This is a genomic window from Paraburkholderia bryophila (genome assembly GCF_013409255.1).
Lineage (GTDB): Bacteria > Pseudomonadota > Gammaproteobacteria > Burkholderiales > Burkholderiaceae > Paraburkholderia.
Genome location: NZ_JACCAS010000001.1, coordinates 3,058,602 through 3,077,395, shown reverse-complemented (window position 1 = coordinate 3,077,395; position 18,794 = coordinate 3,058,602). Strand labels below are relative to the sequence as shown.

Below are 18,794 nucleotides of genomic sequence, written 5' to 3'. Positions count from 1 at the left end.
CAACGCTTGATCAGCCTTCGGCTTGATGGGCGTTACGGGTTCAATGCGTCGATGCCGTTACGTTTACCCACGCACATCCATTCCGATCAACCCTCACGGCGCGACGCTCGCTCCGCTCGCCGGCTGCGCCGCAGCGGCCTTGTCGATGGCGTCGAGCAAGTCGGGAACTGGAACCGGCGTTGGCGTCGGCGTCGTGACTTCGACCGGCATCGGCAACAGACGCGTTTCGATGCGGTTGCTCACTACCGGCTGCGTACGCACGACCGTCTGCAGATAATGATCGACCAGACCGAAGAACCGATCGTAAAACTTGCCCGACGGAATGGTCTCGCTTGAAATCTTGACCATCGCGTCGCTGTTCGAGCGGATGGGCAGCGACAGCGAGCCCAGCACGCTCAACCCGACGCTCGCCGAGGTATCGCTTTTCTTCAGCGCAAAACCGTTCTGCACGGCGTTGACGTAAACGATGCTCGTATCGCTCGCCTCTTCCCCCGGTGTACAGACCACATGAAACTCAACGACGATGTGGGTATCGCCCGTCGGCTGAAAATTCTTCGTGCCGTCGACGGTATCGGTGCGTGTCATCGTCGTCAGATAGCCCTGGCTCAACAAGGCGCGACGCGCGGCTTCGCAGGTGTCCGTCGTGCTCGAATTGAAATTGCGTGCGTACGGACTGGCGCCGGTTTCGAATAATTCCTGCTGAAATTTCGGCTGCGGCGTGGTGTTGCAGGCGGCAAGAGTCAGCAGAGCGAGCAGCGCTGCGGCGGTGGTTCTGGAAAACGAGGTCAGCATGGTCGTTCGGAAGGGGGGCGCTACGCGAGCGCGAATGGGAATGCATTGTAGAGCGGTTGCCTGACGTGCGTAAAAGGCACGCAGCGAGGCACGCAGCGCACGGCGGACGTCGGCTCGTTTGACGCTGTTAGGTCAATTGCCGAGGCAGGTTGCCGTCAAGTGAGGAAGAAGAGAAGAGAGAGATCGGCGCGTGACGCCAGGGTCGCTCAGGTCCGCGAGAAAGCGGCCGGAGGAGTTTTCAGTTCGACGTTGCGGCCGCGCCGCTGCCGCCAATCGCACTGGCAGCGGGCACGGTAAACGCATTGACCCAGTTGTCCGACGTCGCGCAGCGATCCGCTTCGCACATGCCGCCCTGCGCGCCCGGATGCGCAGCGGCATCTTGTGGCGGAGCGACCGCGACGAAGTCTTCCACGCGCAAGCTCACCTTCTGCGCGTAGGCTTTCGAGCCGCCGTAACTCTTCAGCGCCGCGTTCAAGTCGCCGTTCGCGGAACGCATGTAGCCGTACAGAATCGCCGAACCCACTTCGATGTTCGCGGTCGGTTCGGTGAGATCCTTCACGTTTCGCAGCAAGCCGCGATGCGCGCCCGGCACGACCTGCATCAGCCCGGTTGCGCCGTTGGCGCCCTTGGCTTTTTCCTTGAAGCGGGATTCGATCGAGATGATCGCCAGCAGCAAGGCCGGCGGGAGGGAATATTTCGACGCCGCGGACTGCACCGCGTCGGAAATCTTTTGAGCTTTTTCCGTTGCCAGACCGAATTTCTGCGTCAGGTACGCGGACATGCGGTCGCTGTTTTCGTCAGCCATTGCGGTCTGCACCAGGCCAAGCGAAAGCACGATCAGGCAAAGTAATCGGCTCATAACAGTGGACAGAGAAGAAAAAGGATTCGCGCATTATAGCTCTGCCCCCAAATGAGGCACCCAAACGCCGAAATTCGTCTTAAGAATGACGGGCGTTTGGGTAGTTTGCGCGGTTCATTTCGCGCGTTTGGGTGTCGGCACGTAACCGTCGTTCAGCGTGGTCAGGAAAGCGGCGACGTCGTCGATATCGCGTTCCGACCAGACCGGACGTTCGCCGGCTTTGCGGGTCAACGGTTCGTCCGTCGTATCGACGTTGACGCGCAGCGCGACCGGCAGATCGTTGAATTTATCGACCTTGCCGTGCGCGTCTTTTGGATACCACCTCGCCGGATTGGTGTCGCGCTGCACGTAGAAGCGCAGTGCATCTTTCAGCGTGTGGAAGCGGCCGTTGTGGAAGAACACCTGACGCGTCGCCGTGTTCCGCAGCGACACCGACTTGAAGAGTCCGCAGTTGCTTTTGTCGCTAGCCTGATCGGTGCGCAGCGGTCCGCACAAACCCATGTCGAAGTACTTCGGATCCGCATTTGCGCGCAACTCAGGATTACGTGGTACGCCCAACGCCTGGAAATTGAAGTCCGTGAACAACGGATGCGAGCCGTCGACACCCACCTGGTCGATATGGCAGGAGGCGCAATTGCCCCCCGTCGGATTGTCGAACAGCTTTTTGCCTCTTAATTCTTGTGCCGTTAGTTGCAATTTACCGTCCAGGTAGTCATCGAACTTGCTGGTATACGGATGAAAACTCGGGTCTTCGAGTTCGAAGCGCTCGATCGCATACATCGCCTGCGTAAACGCCTTGGTGCGATCCGCGAAAATGTTCTGACCGAACACTTCCTTGAATCGCGTCGCGTAGGGCGTCTGTTCCAGCTTCGCGAGCACTGCGGACGGATCCTTGTTGGCCATCTCGTCCGGATTGAACAGCGGGAAGCTCGCCTGATCGTGCAGGTGGTTAAAGCGTCCATCCCAACCGAAGCCTCCCACCGGCGCGTTGTCCGTTTCGCTCAGCCGCTCGGACAGGCTGGCCGCCTGCGCGTGACTCCAGATCGGCGTGCGGTTCAGCACGTAGCGCAGGCTCGGCACGGCGCGCGTGCCTTGCGAGCGCATGTCGGGGCCACCCAACTGCGCGGCGAGGCCGTTAGGCGGTCCATACGCGTGCGACGGGCTATGACAACTCGCGCACGACATCTTGCCCGAGGCCGATAACGATGCGTCGAAGAACATCAGCCTGCCGAGCGCGGCGGCGTCGCTATAGACGGGCTTCGCATCGGCCGAAGCCGGCTGCGGCGCTAACGTTGCAGACACGTTGCTTGCAACGGCCGTCGACGCTGCCGCCACTGCCGCACAAGGCGGCAGCGCGGCACCCATCAACCCGGCAAACGCCGCCCATCGCGCGGCAGCGCGCACCGTGAATCGCATGACAGAAAAACGCATCGTGTCGCTTACAGGTTCGTGAAGATATCGCTGCCGAAGCCGACGAGACCCGCCTGCCCTGCGTAACCGAGATAGCCCAGCTGGAAGATGTCTTCAATGCTCTTGAGCATCGAATAGTGGTTGTACTGCACCGTCGACACCGTGCCCGGCTTGATGAACTTCGAGATCATGACCGCGCCGGTCTGGTCGCCGCCGAAGCTCTGCTTGGTCAGGTTGATCGTCAAGCCCTTGTACGACAGCGACGACGTCTGCGGGAACGGCGCCAGATTCGGCCCGGGCTGCTGGCTGCAGCAGGTCGCGCCGGAGAAGATCAGATCCTCGCTCGACGCGGTCTGCGTCACCGTGGCGTAACTGCTTTCGTCGAAGTTGATGATCAGCAGGCCGTCCTGCTGGAACGCCGGCGACGCCGTGATAATCGGCACCCACTTCTGCAGGAACGTGTTGGCGCTCGTCAGGCCGCCCGGTTGGCCGTTCACGCATGGCGAGTCGTGACCGTCGTCGCACAGGCTCGGCGTGATCAGGTTGAAATTGGCGGTGGTCGAGATGGATTGCAGATCGGTCGTGAGCTTGTTCAGGTTCACGACGTTCTGCCCGCAGTCCGACGAATCGATGATCGAGTGGAAGTACATGAACGGGTTGTGGCGCGTCGCGTACTGATCGCCCAACGGCACCGCCGCGCTCGGCGCTTCCGCCGTCTGCGTCAGGTCGGTCGTGTTGAGCGTCGGGTGGCCGCAGGTGGCGGCTTCGCGCGTCGGGTCGTTGCCCATGTCGCCTTCATATCCCTTCCACGTGAAGCCCGCCGCCTTCAACTGGTCCGGCAGCGTCTTGATACTGGCCGGATACACACAACCCGAGCCGATCGCCTGGCCGTCCGGCGTCATGCCGGTGAGCTTGTAGTCTTCGTAGGTGACGCAGTCGTTGTCGGTGTCCGGCGTCGGCGCCTGACCGCTGATCATCGAGATGTAGTTGTCGAGACTCACGTGGCCGGTGCCGTAGTACTGCTGCACCATCGCGCCTTGCGAGGCGAGCGTTTGCGCCAGATACGGCGCCTTGCTGTTCGCGCCGAAGGTGGTCGCGTAGTTTTCGTTTTCCAGCGTGATGACGAACACGTGCTTGATCTGCTGCTGTCCGGCCGCTTTGATCGACGACGACGAGCCGCACGCCGCGACGATCACCCCGATCAAGGCCGCGCAAACCACCATGAATAAAGCACGCAAGCTGCTGCGTTGTGACATGTTTTTTGCCCCTGAGTATTGCCGTTTTGGTGGGGGCAAACTCTAGGCAGTGCGGATGACTTTAGCGTGACGATTGCCGCATTTTCGTCATATATAGGACATATAGCGCGACGTATAGGCATGCTTGAAACGCACCGCCCAGCGCTTTCATTAAACGTAACGACAATGCAGCGCCGCGACGACTTCGGCGATCTTCTCGCGCAATTCCGGCGGCGCCAACACTTCCGCCTCGCTGCCGAAGCGCAGGAATTCCGCGCACGCCTGTCTCGTCGAACCGACAGGCAACGTCACGGTGCGCCAGCCATCCACGGGATCGGGCTCGCCGATTTTCGCGGCCGCGCGCGCGAACGGCGACGTGAACGCCTCGAGCATCTGTATGCCCCACGGCGATAGGCGCAAGGTGGCTTCATTCGCGTACAGCTCCTCGGACAATCGACGCGTGCTGTCCTGCCAGTAAGCGGCGAGATCGAACGTGAGCGGCCGCTCGAACGTCTCGTCCAACAGGCTCAGTTCGAGAATGCGCGCGATCCGGTAGATGCGAACGTCCGCGTCGACGCGTCCGACCACATACCACGCGCCGCTTTTCAACACGACGCCGAGCGGCTCGATTCGCCGAAACTTTTCCGCCTTCCAGCTTTGATAGCGAATCTGCAGCGGACGCTGCTCCCACACTGCGCGCGCGATCAACGGCAGATGCGCCGGCTGATCCGCATCGGAGAACCATGCCGGCGCGTCGAGATGAAAGCGCGAACGCATGCGCTCGGCGGTGGAGCGCAACTCGACCGGCAGCGCGGCGAGCAGCTTGGTTTGCGCGCCGGCCATCACGGCGCCCAGACCAAGCGCTTGCACGGGCCCGGGCAAACCTGACAGAAACAGCGACTCCGCTTCCTGCGACGAGAGCCCGTTCAAGCGGGTGCGATAACCGTCGAGCAGGCGATAACCCCCTTCCGCGCCGCGCTCGCTATGAACCGGCACGCCGGCGGCGCTCAACGCGTCGATATCGCGATAGATGGTGCGCAGCGAGACCGCGCACTCGTCGGCAAGCGACTGCGCGGTGACACGACCGCGCGCCTGCAGTGTCATCAGAATGGAAAGAAGGCGGCTGGCTCTCATTCGCTCAAGTGTAGTCATACCTGACAGAAACTGACAGGTATGGCGGCTTAGGATGAAGGCAGTCCGGCGCTCGCGTTGCCCTCGCACTCGCTCTCGCCGGTTTTCCTATATCACGTCCTCCCGGAGACCTCTCGCCATGACTACCGACCGCACGATCACTCTGTTCCACTCGCCGCAATGCCGCTCCGTCAGCGCGCTCACGCTGCTCGAAGAGCTCGGCGCGCCGTATCAACTGAAGGTGCTGAACATGAAGGCCGGCGAGCAGCGCAAAGCGCCGTATCTCGCCATCAATCCGCTCGGCAAAGTGCCTGCGATTCTTCACGGCGACGCGCTGGTCACCGAGCAGGTGGCCATCTTCATCTATCTCGCGGATCTTTTTCCGGAGGCGGGCCTCGCCCCGGCGCTCGACGATCCGCGCCGCGGTCCGTATCTGCGCTGGCTCGTGTATTACGCGGCGTGCTACGAACCCGCGCTGGTCGACAAGGCGATGAAGCGCGAACCGGCGCCGCTCGCCACGTCGCCCTATGGCGATTTCGATTCGATGATCGGCACGCTGGCGAGTCAGTTGCAGACGTCGCCTTATCTGCTGGGGGACACGCTGTCGGCGGCGGACATTCTGTGGGGCATCGCGTTGCACTGGGGAATGATGTTCAAGCTGGTGCCGGAAACGCCGGTGCTGCTGGCATACGTCGAGCGCATTTGCTCGCGGCCGAGTTTCGTCGGGGTGAATGAGCGGGATGTCGCGCTGGCGGCCGAACATGCGGCGGCGGTGAGCGGAGGGTGAAGAGTGAAGAGGCCGGCGGTTATTGTGCATGCCGGTCGGTCGGCCAAGTCTGCCGGGATTTGAGACAATGAAGGCAGCCGGTGAATGTCTTGCCGGGACAACCGGGCGCGGTTGGGCCTTCCGCGCAGATGCCGCCCCTTGAACAAGAGATGTTTTCAGGTATGAGCAAGACCGCCTTTATTCCCAGCGTACCCGCGAAGTCGGAAGACGAGTTCGATGTATCAGCGACGTCCAAACTGGCCGGCTACCGGCGTTTCTTCGGCGTGTTGAAAGTGGTGCGAACCACCGACGGCCGCGTGCTGTTTCCGTTCGACGGTGCGCCGGAACTGGGCCCGTATGCGACCAAGCTGGAAGCGGTCGCGGCGGCGCAGGTTTATGGCGAACATATCGTGGCTAGCGATCTGGCGCGGCCGGAGCTTTGATGGGTTGCTGACGGAGAAACGGTCAAACAACCGTTGCAAACAAAAGGGCGCTGAAAACGGCCTCAGCGCCCTTTGACAAACTTTTCTAATATTTCCATTCACGCCGCGTAGCGCGAGATTGGCGATTGCCGAGGTCCGTGAAAAATCTCTCTACACGGACGCCCGCCCCACCCTCACTCCACCGTCACCGACTTCGCCAGATTCCGCGGCTTATCCACATCGGTACCGCGCGCACACGCCGTGTGATACGCCAGCAACTGCAACGGCACCACGTGCAGAATCGGCGACAACAAACCATAGTGCTCCGGCATCCGGATCACATGCAGGCCTTCGTCGTTGACGATCTTCGTATCCGCGTCGGCGAACACGTACAACTGACCGCCGCGCGCGCGCACTTCCTGAATATTCGACTTCAGCTTCTCCAGCAGCGCGTCATTCGGCGCCACCGTCACCACCGGCATCGCCTCGGTCACGAGCGCCAAAGGCCCGTGCTTCAACTCGCCGGCCGGATACGCCTCGGCGTGAATATACGAAATCTCCTTGAGCTTCAGCGCGCCTTCGAGCGCGATCGGGTAATGCAGACCACGCCCGAGGAACAACGCATGTTCCTTGCGCGAGAACTCTTCCGACCACGCGATGATCTGCGGCTCCAGCGCCAGCACGCTATTCAGCGCTGCCGGCAAGTGGCGCAACTGCTTCAGGTATTCGGCTTCCTGCGCTTCGCTCACGCGCCCGCGCAACTTCGCCAGCGTCGCGGCGAGCACGAACAACGCGACCAACTGCGTCGTGAATGCCTTGGTCGACGCGACACCGATCTCGCGGCCGGCGTGCGTGAGGAACGACAACTCGGTCTGACGCACCATCGCGCTCGTGCCGACGTTGCAGATGGCCAGCGTGTGCTTATGTCCCAGCGACTGCGCGTGCTTCAGCGCCGCGAGCGTGTCCGCAGTCTCACCGGACTGCGAGATCACCACGACCAGCGCCTTCGGATTCGGCACCGACTCCCGGTAGCGATACTCGCTGGCAATTTCCACCTGGGTCGGAATCTTCGCGATCGATTCGAGCCAGTACTTTGCCGTCAGCCCCGAGTAGTAGCTCGTGCCGCAAGCAAGAATCAGCAGGCTGTCGATGTCCGCGAACACCTTGTCCGCGCCTTCGCCGAACAGCGACGCGTCGAACGAATCCGCTTGCGGGATCGTGTCGGAAATCGCGCGCGGCTGCTCGAAAATTTCCTTCTGCATGAAGTGACGGTAGGGCCCAAGTTCGACCGCACCACCGTATGCCGCCACCTGACGCACGTCGCGCTGCGCTTCATTGCCGTCGCGGTCGGCGATACGCACGCCTTCGAGCGACAGTTCGCACACGTCGCCTTCTTCGAGGAAGATGAAGCGTTCGGTGCTGCCCGCGAGCGCGAGTGCATCTGACGCGAGGAAGTTCTCACCGTTGCCGAGCCCGACCACCAGCGGCGAGCCCTGACGCGCGCCGACCACCGTATGCGGCTGGTCCTTGTGCAGAACCGCGATCGCATATGCGCCGTGCAACTGCGCAACCGCTTCACGCACCGCAGCGAACAGATCGCCGCGATACAGGCTATGAACCAGGTGAGCGATAACCTCGGTGTCGGTCTGCGAGACGAACGTGTAACCCTTACCGCGCAGCATCTCCCGCAGCGATTCGTAGTTTTCGATGATGCCGTTGTGTACCAACGCGAGCGCATCTTTCGAGAAGATCGGGTGCGCGTTATCCGTGACCGGCGCGCCGTGCGTGGCCCAGCGCGTATGCGCGATACCGGTGATGCCTTCCAGATGGCTCTCGCGAACCTGCTCGTCGAGATCGGCGACGCGCGCCACGCTGCGAGCGCGACGCGGACCATCGGCGCCGAGCACGGCCACGCCGCACGAGTCGTAGCCGCGATACTCGAGGCGACGCAGTCCTTCGATCAGGACGGGAACGATGTTACGTTGCGCAACCGCGCCAACAATGCCACACATGGCTTATTCCTTTTCAGTGCTGGATTGCAAGGAGCGCGCTCGGAGCGCGCGTCATGTTCATCAGCTCTTCTTCTTGGTCGGGCGGACGTAGCCCGTCTTGCTAGTTTGTGTCTTGTCGTTCAACACCAGACTCTCGGCTTCGACGTCTTTCCACACCGTGGTGCCCGCCGCGATCGTTACGCCGCGCCCGACGCGCACCGGCGCAACCAGTTGCGTGTCCGAACCGACAAAGACGTCGTCTTCGATAATAGTGCGGGATTTGTTCGCGCCGTCGTAATTGCAGGTGATGGTGCCCGCGCCGATATTCACGCGCGCACCGATGTCCGCGTCGCCGATATACGTGAGGTGATTCGCTTTGGAGCCGCGGCCGAGCACCGCGTTCTTCACTTCGACGAAGTTGCCGACATGCGATTCGTCAGCCAGCAACGCACCGGGGCGCAGCCGCGCATACGGTCCGAGCACGACGTTCGCGCCGACTTCGGCGCCTTCGATATGCGTGAAGGCATCGACACGCGTACCGGCGCCGATGGTCGCGTTGCGGATCACACAGTTCGGCCCGATGGTGACGTTGTCGGCCAGCGTGACGCGGCCTTCAAATACGCAGTTCACGTCGATCGAGACATCGCGGCCGCATTCGAGCGTGCCGCGCACGTCCAGACGCGCCGGGTCGGCCAGCGTCACGCCGGCCAAAAGCAACGCTTCCGCCAGTTCGCCCTGATAGATTCGTTCAAGTTCGGCAAGCTGCTGCTTGCTGTTCACGCCGAGCGTTTCCCACTCTTCGTCCGGCTGCGTGGTCACGACTTCAAGGCCTGCCCCGATCGCCATTTCGACCGCGTCGGTCAGATAGAACTCGCCTTGCGCATTGTCGTTCTTCAAGGCGGCGAGCCAGCCGGCGAGCCGCTCGGTCGGCGCCACGATAATGCCCGTGTTGATTTCGGCGATCTTGAGTTGCTCGGGCGATGCGTCTTTCTGCTCGACGATGCGCGATACCTTGCCCCGCGCGTCACGCACGATGCGGCCGTAGCCGCTCGGGTCCGCGAGCGTGACGGTGAGCACGCCGTAGCCGCCCTCGCCCGCACGGTCGGTCAGCGCGCGCAACGTGCTGGCGCGCGTGAGCGGCACGTCGCCGTATAGCACCAGCGTGGGCGCGCTCGGGTCGAGCAGCGGCAATGCCTGCTGCACCGCGTGGCCCGTGCCGAGCTGTTGTTCCTGCACGGCGAACTGAACGTCCGGCGCCGCAACCGCCTGGCGCACGGCTTCGGCGCCATGACCGATCACCACCACGAGACGCGCGGGATTCAGCGCGCGTGCGGTGTCGATGACATGAGCGAGGAGTGGCCGGCCGGCCAGCGGATGGAGCACCTTGGGAAGCGCGGACCGCATGCGCTTGCCGGTGCCTGCCGCCAAAATAACGATGTTCATGGCGTCGGCGAATAGACGAGTTTGGAGCCGCCGATTCTATCATGCAGCCCACCGCCGGCACCGTTGTGAAACGCGCTATAACCGGCTGAAATGCCCGTAGTTCGGGCGTTTTCGTCAAAGATCGTCGAATTGAACGATCGAAATCGACTTCGATGCACCGAGCATCCCGCCGTCATTCGACCCGGTCGAGCACGGCTCTTCGTCGAACGCGATGTCGCCTTGCGGATCGGCCTCGCCGGTGGCGCGCAAGCCCGCGAACGGGAACAGCTTGTGATCCATCAAATGCGACGGCACGACGTTCGACAATGCATTGAACATATTCTCGATGCGCCCTGGGAAACGCTTCTCCCAATCGCGAACCAGCGCCTTCATTTCCGCGCGCTTCAGGTTCGGCTGGCTGCCGCACAGGTTGCACGGAATGATCGGGAATTCGCGCAACTCCGCGTATTTCTCGAGATCGGTTTCCTTCACGTAGGCGAGCGGCCGGATCACGATGTTCTTGCCGTCGTCGGATTGCAGCTTGGGCGGCATGCCCTTCAGCTTGCCGCCGTAGAACATATTCAGCAGCAGCGTTTGCAGAATGTCGTCGCGATGGTGGCCGAGCGCGATTTTGGTCGCGCCGAGCTCGCCCGCGACGCGGTACAGAATGCCGCGACGCAGCCGCGAGCACAGCGAGCAAGTGGTCTTGCCCTCCGGCACCAGCCGCTTGACGATGCTGTAGGTGTCCTGGTTCTCGATGTGAAACGGAATGTCGAGCTGCTTCAGGTACTCGGGCAGGATGTGCTCCGGAAAGCCCGGCTGCTTCTGGTCGAGATTCACCGCGACGATGTCGAAGTTGATCGGCGCGCGTTCGCGCAACCGCATCAGCAGCTCGAGCATCGCGTAGCTGTCTTTGCCGCCCGACAGGCAGACCATCACCTTGTCGCCTTCCTCGATCATGTTGAAATCGACGATCGCCTCGCCGACCTGGCGCGCGAGCCGCTTGAACAGCTTGTTGTTCTCGTACGCTTCTTTCTGCTCACGGCGTGTGAGCGGCAACTTCGTCGGCGCGGCGGCCGCGGTCTGGTTCAGCGTGTCGGGTGTGGCCATGACTCAATCCCCCTTGACGCGGAAGACTTCAACGCCCACCGCGTCACAGTCGGGATAGACGTCCGGTTTTTCGGTCGACACGCGCGCGGCCCGCACCAGCGGATGTTCGAGCATGGTCTTGACGAGGTCGTCGCAGAGCGTTTCCTGCAAGTGGATATGGCCTTGTTCGACGCGACGCGCGATGGTCGAGCGCATGAAGTCGTAGTCGACGACTTCATTGAGCTTGTCCGCCACCGGCGTGGACAGCGCGAGCGGCACGAACAGTTCGACGTTGATCACGACGCGCTGTTCGCCGCGCTTTTCGAAGTCGTGCACGCCGATGTTGATGTGCACTTCGTAATTGCGCAGAAAGAGCCGGCGGCAATCGGCGAGCCGGGGATGCGAAAGAGCGGCAAACATGTTCGTTCCAGTCGAAAAAAGCGTGCGGAGCACGCAAAGGGCGCTTCAGGCGCCCGTCAAAAACATAACGTCGCGCGGCAGGGGCACGAGGTGCTGCCCGCCGTCGACCACCAGCGTCGTTCCGGTGACGCCCGCTGCATCGGCGAGATACAGCGCGGCGGCGACAATATCCTCGGGCCGCGACGCGCGACCCAAAGGCGTAGTACGGTGAGCGGCGGCGAAACCGTCCGGCGTTTGATCGCCCGACTGCATCGTCAGGCCGGGCGCGAGCCCGACCACCCGCACTTTCGGCGCCAAAGCCTGCGCCAGCGCGACCGTGGCTGTCTGCAACGCCGCCTTCGACAGCGTGTACGACAGGTAATCCGGATTCATGTTGTACAGCTTCTGATCCAGCACATTGATCACGACACCACGCTGACTTTCGTCGCTGCGCGCGGCCTCCGGCGTGGCTTCATGGAGCATACGCGCCAGCACCAGCGGCGCGCCGACGTTCATCGCGGTCAGCTTGAGCAACAACTCGTAGCCGACATTGAGCGCCGTATCTTCTTCGAAACGCGACGCGTTGTTGACGATGCAGGCCGGCCGCCCCAGCGCCGCGATACAGGCCGGCAAAAGCCGTTCGACCTGTGCCTCGTCGCCCAATTCGGCCTGGAGCGCGACCGCCCGGCGGCCCAGCGCGACGATTTCGGCGACCACCTGGTCGGCTGCTTCGCGCGATTCGCCGTAATGGACCGCGACGTCCCAGCCCCGCGCGGCAAAGCCGAGCGCGAGCGCCCGCCCGATGCGGCGGGCGGCGCCGGTAATCAGCACGATTCGCGGCGCGTCAGGCGCACGGGCAGCGGCGGTATCCAGAGAGGCGGTCATTTACAATGCGGGGATGAATCCGAAAGCTCACCAACCCGATAGTTTACCTGCTCCCGGCCCGAGCGCGCTGGCGCAGTCGGAAGCGCTGGTCGCGCAACTGCGCGCGGAGCTCGACAACGCCGGCGGCTGGCTGCCGTTCGAGCGTTACATGGAGCGCGCGTTATACGCGCCGGGACTCGGTTATTACAGCGGCGGCGCCCGCAAATTCGGGCTACGCAGCGACGACGGCAGCGACTTCGTCACCGCGCCGGAATTGTCGCCGCTGTTCGCCGCAACGCTCGCGCGTCCGCTCGCCGAAGCGCTGCAGGCGAGCGGCACGCGCCACCTGATGGAATTCGGCGCCGGCACGGGCAAACTGGCGGCGGGCTTGCTCATCGCGCTCGAGGCGCTGGGCGCGGAATTCGACAGTTACGCGATCGTGGATTTATCGGGCGAATTGCGCGAGCGCCAACGCGAAACGATCGCAGCGGCCGCGCCCACGCTTGCCGTTAAGGTGCGCTGGCTGGACGCGTTGCCGGAGCGCTTCGAAGGCGTGGTGATCGGCAATGAAGTGCTGGACGCGATGCCGGTACGGCTATTCGCCTTCAATGCCGGCGCATGGCATGAGCGCGGCGTCGTTTCGCGCGACGGCGTGTTTGCGTTCGAGGATCGCGCGGTGTCAGCCGCCGACGACCTCACGCTGCTGTCCGAAATCGACACCGAAACCGCCAACGACGCCTACGTGACCGAAACGCACGAAGCGGCACGCGCCTTCACGCGAACCATCTGCACGATGCTCACGCGCGGTGCGGCGTTCTTTATCGACTACGGTTTTCCGCGTCACGAGTACTACCATGCGCAACGCGCGCAGGGCACGCTGATGTGCCATTACCGGCATCGCGCGCACGGCGACCCGTTTCTGTATCCGGGCTTGCAGGACATCACCGCGCACGTGGAATTCACCGGCATCGCCGAAGCGGGCTGCGAGACGGGCGCGGATCTGCTCGGCTTCACGTCGCAAGCGCGGTTTCTGTTGAACGCCGGCATCACCGAGGCGCTGTCGGAAATCGATCCGTCGGACGCGAAGCGGTTTTTGCCCGCGGCAAACGCGGTGCAAAAGTTGTTGTCCGAGGCCGAGATGGGTGAACTGTTCAAGGTGATCGCGTTTTCGCGCGGTCTGGACGACACGTTGCAAGCGTTTTCGAGCGGCGACCGCTCGCATACGCTGTGATTTTTTGCCTGATCCGGCTCGGGAACGCGCAATGATCCGCTGGCTGTTAACGACGTTTGTAGCGGTGGCCGTGCTGTCGGCCTGCTGGCCGTGGCTGAGGAAAATCGGCATTGGACGCATGCCCGGCGACGTGACCCTGCGGCTGTTCGGCCGCGAGTATCCGTTTCCGTTTATGTCGACGCTGGTGCTGTCGATGGTGTTGTCGCTGCTGGCCAGGCTTTTGTAGTCGCTGCGCCTGATCAGCCCATCGCCGCTTCCACCGCCCGAATCCGCTCCTTGTGCACCGCGTCCTTGATTCCCGCGGGCGCATCGGCCAACCGCTTCGCCACCGCACCGGCATCGACACCACGCGCCGCGACGAGCGCCACTCTCAGCCGCTCGGCCTGCGGATAATCCCGCGCCTCGAAACCCAGCCGTCCACGTGCATCCGCCTCGCAAGCCTGCAACGCTTCCGCGAAGCGCGCCGGCTTGCGAATCGCGTCGCTGCGCTCAAGCAGCCTCACCAGCGCGGCCGCGCCCATTTCCATCACGCGATGAATGTTGCCGTGCTCCCGCGCCACCAGCAGCGCAAGGTCGCGGCACTCGTTCGGCACGCGCAGGCGTTCGCATAACGGCTTCAGCAAATTCACGCTGCGCTCTTCATGACCGATATGCCGAGGCAACACGTCTTCCGGCGTGGTTGCTTTGCCGAGGTCGTGCGTCAACGCGGCAAAGCGAACCGGTAACGCGTAGCCCTGGTGCGCCGCGTGGTCGACCACCATCATCACGTGCACGCCGGTGTCCACTTCCGGGTGATAGTCCGCGCGCTGCGGCACACCGTATAGCGCGTCGACTTCCGGCAGAATCCGCGCCAACGCACCGCACGCGCGCAGCACCTCGAACATGCGCGAAGGCTTCTTCTCCATCAAGCCGCGCGACACTTCCTGCCAGACGCGTTCGGCGACCAGCGCGTCCACTTCGCCATCGGCCACCATCTTGCGCATCAGCGCCAGCGTATCCGGCTCGACCGTGAAGTCCACGAACCTCGCGGCGAACCGCGCAATCCGCAAGATCCGCACGGGGTCTTCGAGAAACGCATCGCTCACATGACGGAAGAGCCGCGCCTGCAAATCCCCCTGGCCGTTGAACGGGTCGATCACCGGACCGGTCAGCTCGCCGTCCGGCCGCACTTCGCGCGCCATCGCGTTGATGGTCAGGTCGCGGCGCGCCAGGTCTTCCTCCAGCGTCACGTCCGGCGCATAGAAAAACTGGAAGCCGTGATAGCCCGCCGCCGTCTTGCGCTCGGTACGCGCGAGCGCGTACTCCTCATGCGTCTGCGGATGCAGAAACACCGGAAAATCCTTACCCACCGGACGGTAACCCTGCGCCACCATCTGCTCGGGCGTCGCGCCGACCACGACGTAATCGCGGTCCTGCACCGGCACGCCGAGTAGCTCGTCGCGAACCGCCCCGCCTACCACGTAGAGTTTCATGGGCATACGTCTTGATCGGGAAGAGCGTGTGTTTCGCGCAGCGAGTCGTCGATCCAGGCCTGCACGGCCGGCAGCGCGGTCACGCGGCGGGCGTAGGCCGAAGCCGCTTCCGACAACGCCGGTTGCCAGGTGTTGAAGCGCATCACCACCGGCGCGTACATCGCGTCGGCAATGCTGAACTCGCCGAACAGGAAGGGGCCGCCGTACGTGTCGAGACAGTCGCGCCACAACGCGTCGATTCGCGCGATGTCGGTCAACGCACCCGGCGTTGCGTTCTTGCCTGGGAACGACGCGCGAATGTTCATCCACATGTTCGAGCGCAACTCGCCGAAACCCGAATGCATCTCGGCGCTCACGCTACGTGCGTGGTTGCGCACCGCCGCGTCGCGCGGCCACAGCGCGTGTTGCGGGAAGCGCTCGGCCAGCGTCTCGGCGATCGCCAGCGAATCCCACGTGATCTGTTCGTCGTCGCCGATCAGACATGGCACTTTGCCCGGTCCGCGTGGCGCGTGCGCCAGGATCGCGGCCGTCGTGCCGGGTTCGCGCAAATGAATCAGCACCTCGTCGAAGGGAATGCCGAAATGCTTCAGCAGCAGCCATGGACGCATCGACCATGACGAATAATTCTTGTCACCAATGAGCAGCTTCATGCTTTCTATAACGGGAGAAAAAGTAAATTCAGCGTCCAGCGCTGGCGCGGAACGTATCGAAGCGCGAGCGTGTCGACGCGCCGGTCAGATAGACCGGCGCGATGGTTTCGATACTGGTCGGCTCGATACCGAGTTCAGGCGCCAGCGGCCCGCTCAATACGTTGTCGACTTTCATCGAATCCAGATTGTCGCGCGAGATCACCGGTTCGCCAGGCGCCATTTCAAACGTCAGCGCCTGCAAACGCGCGAACGCTTCCGGCAGACGAATGATGCGCGCGTGCTTGCCGATCACGTCGCCGCAATAGGCGACGAGGTCTTCGAGCGTGTAAACGGTCGGGCCGCCGAGTTCGTATGTGTGGCCGCTGGCGGCGTCCATGTCGAGCACGTTGATGATGGCTTTCGCGACGTCGTCGACATACACCGGCTGGAATTTCGCATCGGGCATGGCGAGCGGAATCGCCGGAAACATCTTCTGCAGAAACGCGAACTTGTTGAGGAACTGGTCCTCCGGCCCGAACACCACGGACGGACGGAAAATCGTCCACGCCAGATTCGCCGCGTGCACGGCCTTCTCGCCGTCGCCCTTCGAGCGCGTGTACATGCTGGGACCGTTCGAATCGGCGCCCAGCGCGCTGATATGAATCAGGCGATGCACGCCCTTGCCCTCGCAAGCCGCGACAATTTTGGTCGGCAGTTCGACATGCATGCGCGCGAACTCCTGACCATACGGTTTGCCGCGTTTGCCGTTCAGCGTGGCCACGAGATTGATCACGCAATCGGCGCCTTCGACGAAACGCGCGAGCTGAACCGGATCGAACACGTCGGCTTCGATCACGTCGATGGGTAATAGCGTGAGATGGCGGGCGTTGTAGCGCCGCCGCGTGGCGATGCGCACGTCTTTGCCCATTTCAACGAGCGCATTGACGAGATGACTGCCGATAAAACCGGAACCGCCGATGATCGCAACGGCTTGATGTCGCATTTTCGACTCCCTGGTGGAAGCCGCGGCAAGGGCTGGCGTGGCACGCTGCCGCTCCGGTCGAACAATGGACCTGAGCGGCGGCGGCACGGCGCTTACGGTGCGATATAACCCAGACGCGCCTTCAGCGATTGCGGACGGCCTTCGAACAATGCCGCGTAGTAGACCGTGTTGGACAACACATTCTTGACGTAGTCGCGGGTTTCCTGGAACGGAATCGCCTCGGCGAAGATCGCGCCTTCCACCGGACGCTGCAACGATTGCCGCCAGTTGCGCGGCCGGCCCGGACCGGCGTTGTAGCCGGCGGTGGCGAGCACGGCGGACCCGTCGAACTGATTGTAGATCATGGACAGGTAGTTCGTGCCCAGCAGGATATTGGTGTTGATGTCGTTCATCTGCTCGCGCGAAATCGTACCGAGGCCGATCTTCTTGGCGACCAGTTGCGCGGTGCCCGGCATCAACTGCATCAGGCCGCTCGCGCCGACTTCGGAGCGTGCGTTCATGATGAAGCGCGACTCCTGGCGAATCAGCCCATAGGCCCATTCCACGTCGAGCCCGTTCGACTGCGAATCGCGTTCGACGATATCGCGGAACGGCGACAGATAGCGCAGCGAAAAATCGTGCTCGCTCTTCGTGCGGTCCGCTGTGTTCACCGTGCGGTCGTACAACTGGATACGGCGCGCGTATTCGGCGGTGGCGATCAGTTGCCGGTCGCTCATGTTGCGCAGCGGCCAGTTCCATTCGCGGTTGCCTTCGAGCCGCAGATTCAGCGCGTAGAAACGCTGCGCCAGATCGAAGCCCGGCGTGTTGCCGGCCTGCTGGACTTCGGCGTCGGTTACCGCAGTTTTCGGCGGCACCGTGATCTTCTGGCCGAGTTCTTCCATAGCGAGTTGGCCGTAGAAATTGAAGCCCTGCGAGATCGATTCGAATTCCTGGTTGGCGGTGGCCGTGTCGCCCGCCTGCTTCAACGCGCGTGCATGCCAGTAGACCCACGAAGGCTGATTGCGCAGCGCGGCGGGCATCTGCTCGATCGACCAGCGCACCATGGTCCAGTCACCCGCCAGCAGTGCCGTGCGGGTGCGCCATTCATACGCGGGGTTCGACAGCGGCGCGTTCACCGACAGGCGATACCAGTCCACCGCGCTCGGCATCTGTTTGGCGGCAGCCTGATAAGCAATCGTGCCCCAGCCGATCGCGCGTTCGGGCGAACTGAGCGACGGCGCCACCGATGCGAACGTGGCTGCGGCCATGGCCGGATCGTTGCGCGCCATGCGCGTGATCGCCAGCAACGCCAGTTGATGCGACTGCGCATCCGGACCGACGCCGCGCGCCAGCAGCAATGGCGGCGTGCTGGTGGCCTGGCCGAACAGCACCGGATCGGGCGGCTGGTTGCTGAGCGCGTCGACGAGCTTGCTGCCGGTGGCGGTGTAGTTCTGTTCGTACGCGAGACGGATCTGCTGCCAGATGTCGTCGGTACTGAACTGGCGGCTCACGCCCAGCGAGGTAATCAGATCGACGCAGCCGTCGCCGTACCACTTCGGATCGACCAGCAGCGCACGCGCCGCGTCGGCGACATTCTCGCCGCGCGACGCCCGCGATTCGAGCGCGTAGCACTTCACCTGCGTGTCGTCGTTCAGGACGAAGCGCGCGTATTGCTGGTCGAAGTTGCGCCAGTCGTGACGCGCGCCGAGCACCGTCAGGTAGTCGTTACGCAGACGGTCGGCGATCGCCTGGCCGTCGTACTGCTGCAGGAAGGCCAGCACGGGCGCGTCCGGCGCGTCGACGCGGGCATGCCCGCTCGAGTCGAACAACTGCGGCTTGAGCTGGAAGTACGCCAGATAAGAAGGCGCGGGATAGTTCGGGATCATGCTCGCCAGCTGGGCTGCACGCGCCGCGTCGTTATTGCGGGCGGCCTCGCGAAGCTGGACGAAAATCTGGTCGTCGTTCGAGAGCTGCGAAATGGGAATGGGCTTGACGGCTGAGGCCGTGCTGCACGCGACGAGCGCCGCAGCGGCGAGCGCCAGACCGGCCGCGCGATATACTCGGTAAAGGCGTTTTGACATCGTTGTTTCTGGAGCGCGA

Annotated in this window: 18 protein-coding genes; 4 read left to right on the top strand and 14 right to left on the bottom strand. The window is 63.1% G+C overall.

Going from position 1 to position 18,794, the window contains the following annotated elements:
- Nucleotides 1-93: 93 nt before the first annotated feature.
- The 5 genes from GGD40_RS13655 to GGD40_RS13635 all read right to left on the bottom strand — a co-directional run bounded on the left by GGD40_RS13655 (nt 94) and on the right by GGD40_RS13635 (nt 5,430).
- The gene (locus GGD40_RS13655) at nt 94-792 is read right to left on the bottom strand and encodes a DUF2242 domain-containing protein (protein WP_179743994.1); all 699 of its coding nucleotides are present in this window, start codon (nt 790-792) and stop codon (nt 94-96) included.
- 238 nt (nt 793-1,030) lie between these two features.
- Nucleotides 1,031-1,651: a lytic transglycosylase domain-containing protein gene (locus GGD40_RS13650; protein ID WP_179743993.1), complete on the bottom strand. Its 621-nt coding sequence runs from the start codon at nt 1,649-1,651 to the stop codon at nt 1,031-1,033.
- A gap of 114 nt (nt 1,652-1,765) precedes the next feature.
- The gene (locus GGD40_RS13645; RefSeq protein ID WP_179743992.1) at nt 1,766-3,067 is read right to left on the bottom strand and encodes a cytochrome-c peroxidase; all 1,302 of its coding nucleotides are present in this window, start codon (nt 3,065-3,067) and stop codon (nt 1,766-1,768) included.
- Between the two features lie 23 nt (nt 3,068-3,090).
- Nucleotides 3,091-4,317: an alkaline phosphatase family protein gene (locus GGD40_RS13640; RefSeq protein ID WP_257030408.1), complete on the bottom strand. Its 1,227-nt coding sequence runs from the start codon at nt 4,315-4,317 to the stop codon at nt 3,091-3,093.
- 150 nt (nt 4,318-4,467) lie between these two features.
- Nucleotides 4,468-5,430 carry a helix-turn-helix transcriptional regulator gene (locus GGD40_RS13635; RefSeq protein ID WP_179743991.1) on the bottom strand — a complete coding sequence of 321 codons (963 nt, stop codon included), beginning with the start codon at nt 5,428-5,430 and terminating at the stop codon, nt 4,468-4,470.
- 136 nt (nt 5,431-5,566) lie between these two features.
- Here GGD40_RS13635 and GGD40_RS13630 point away from each other — a divergent pair, with 136 nt between their 5' ends.
- Together GGD40_RS13630 and GGD40_RS13625 are read left to right on the top strand one after the other, a co-directional pair.
- Nucleotides 5,567-6,214, top strand: coding sequence for a glutathione S-transferase family protein (locus GGD40_RS13630; protein ID WP_179743990.1), 648 nt, complete (start codon nt 5,567-5,569; stop codon nt 6,212-6,214).
- Between the two features lie 161 nt (nt 6,215-6,375).
- Nucleotides 6,376-6,636, top strand: coding sequence for a DUF6723 family protein (locus GGD40_RS13625; protein ID WP_035562604.1), 261 nt, complete (start codon nt 6,376-6,378; stop codon nt 6,634-6,636).
- Nucleotides 6,637-6,809: 173 nt separating this feature from the next.
- Here the strand turns inward: GGD40_RS13625 and glmS are convergent, their stop codons facing one another.
- The 5 genes from glmS to GGD40_RS13600 all read right to left on the bottom strand — a co-directional run bounded on the left by glmS (nt 6,810) and on the right by GGD40_RS13600 (nt 12,401).
- Entirely contained in the window at nt 6,810-8,627 is a 1,818-nt protein-coding gene (glmS, locus tag GGD40_RS13620; RefSeq protein WP_179743989.1) for a glutamine--fructose-6-phosphate transaminase (isomerizing), read from the bottom strand.
- A gap of 60 nt (nt 8,628-8,687) precedes the next feature.
- The gene (glmU, locus tag GGD40_RS13615; protein ID WP_179743988.1) at nt 8,688-10,049 is read right to left on the bottom strand and encodes a bifunctional UDP-N-acetylglucosamine diphosphorylase/glucosamine-1-phosphate N-acetyltransferase GlmU; all 1,362 of its coding nucleotides are present in this window, start codon (nt 10,047-10,049) and stop codon (nt 8,688-8,690) included.
- Between the two features lie 114 nt (nt 10,050-10,163).
- Nucleotides 10,164-11,138, bottom strand: a complete 975-nt coding sequence (ttcA, locus tag GGD40_RS13610) for a tRNA 2-thiocytidine(32) synthetase TtcA (RefSeq protein ID WP_179743987.1) — start codon at nt 11,136-11,138, stop codon at nt 10,164-10,166.
- A gap of 3 nt (nt 11,139-11,141) precedes the next feature.
- Nucleotides 11,142-11,537 (bottom strand): dihydroneopterin aldolase, encoded by a 396-nt coding sequence (locus tag GGD40_RS13605; protein WP_179707872.1) that lies wholly within the window; start codon nt 11,535-11,537, stop codon nt 11,142-11,144.
- A 45-nt stretch (nt 11,538-11,582) separates the two neighbouring features.
- A complete protein-coding gene (locus GGD40_RS13600) occupies nt 11,583-12,401 on the bottom strand; it encodes an SDR family oxidoreductase (RefSeq protein ID WP_035554604.1) in 819 nt (272 codons plus the stop codon).
- A 13-nt stretch (nt 12,402-12,414) separates the two neighbouring features.
- Here GGD40_RS13600 and GGD40_RS13595 point away from each other — a divergent pair, with 13 nt between their 5' ends.
- Both GGD40_RS13595 and GGD40_RS13590 read left to right on the top strand, forming a co-directional pair.
- Nucleotides 12,415-13,611, top strand: a complete 1,197-nt coding sequence (locus tag GGD40_RS13595) for a class I SAM-dependent methyltransferase (protein ID WP_179743986.1) — start codon at nt 12,415-12,417, stop codon at nt 13,609-13,611.
- Between the two features lie 31 nt (nt 13,612-13,642).
- Complete coding sequence (locus GGD40_RS13590) at nt 13,643-13,837, top strand: DUF2905 domain-containing protein (protein ID WP_035554600.1); 195 nt, start codon at nt 13,643-13,645, stop codon at nt 13,835-13,837.
- Nucleotides 13,838-13,850: 13 nt separating this feature from the next.
- Here GGD40_RS13590 and GGD40_RS13585 read toward each other — a convergent pair whose 3' ends face one another.
- From GGD40_RS13585 to GGD40_RS13570, 4 genes are all read right to left on the bottom strand, one after another.
- Nucleotides 13,851-15,083 (bottom strand): multifunctional CCA addition/repair protein, encoded by a 1,233-nt coding sequence (locus tag GGD40_RS13585; protein ID WP_176058895.1) that lies wholly within the window; start codon nt 15,081-15,083, stop codon nt 13,851-13,853.
- Nucleotides 15,080-15,733 (bottom strand): glutathione S-transferase family protein, encoded by a 654-nt coding sequence (locus GGD40_RS13580; protein WP_179743985.1) that lies wholly within the window; start codon nt 15,731-15,733, stop codon nt 15,080-15,082. The genes GGD40_RS13585 and GGD40_RS13580 overlap by 4 nt, the downstream gene beginning before the upstream one ends.
- A 28-nt stretch (nt 15,734-15,761) precedes the next feature.
- Entirely contained in the window at nt 15,762-16,715 is a 954-nt protein-coding gene (locus GGD40_RS13575) for a complex I NDUFA9 subunit family protein (RefSeq protein ID WP_179743984.1), read from the bottom strand.
- Between the two features lie 92 nt (nt 16,716-16,807).
- A complete protein-coding gene (locus GGD40_RS13570; protein ID WP_179743983.1) occupies nt 16,808-18,775 on the bottom strand; it encodes a lytic transglycosylase domain-containing protein in 1,968 nt (655 codons plus the stop codon).
- Nucleotides 18,776-18,794: the final 19 nt, after the last annotated feature.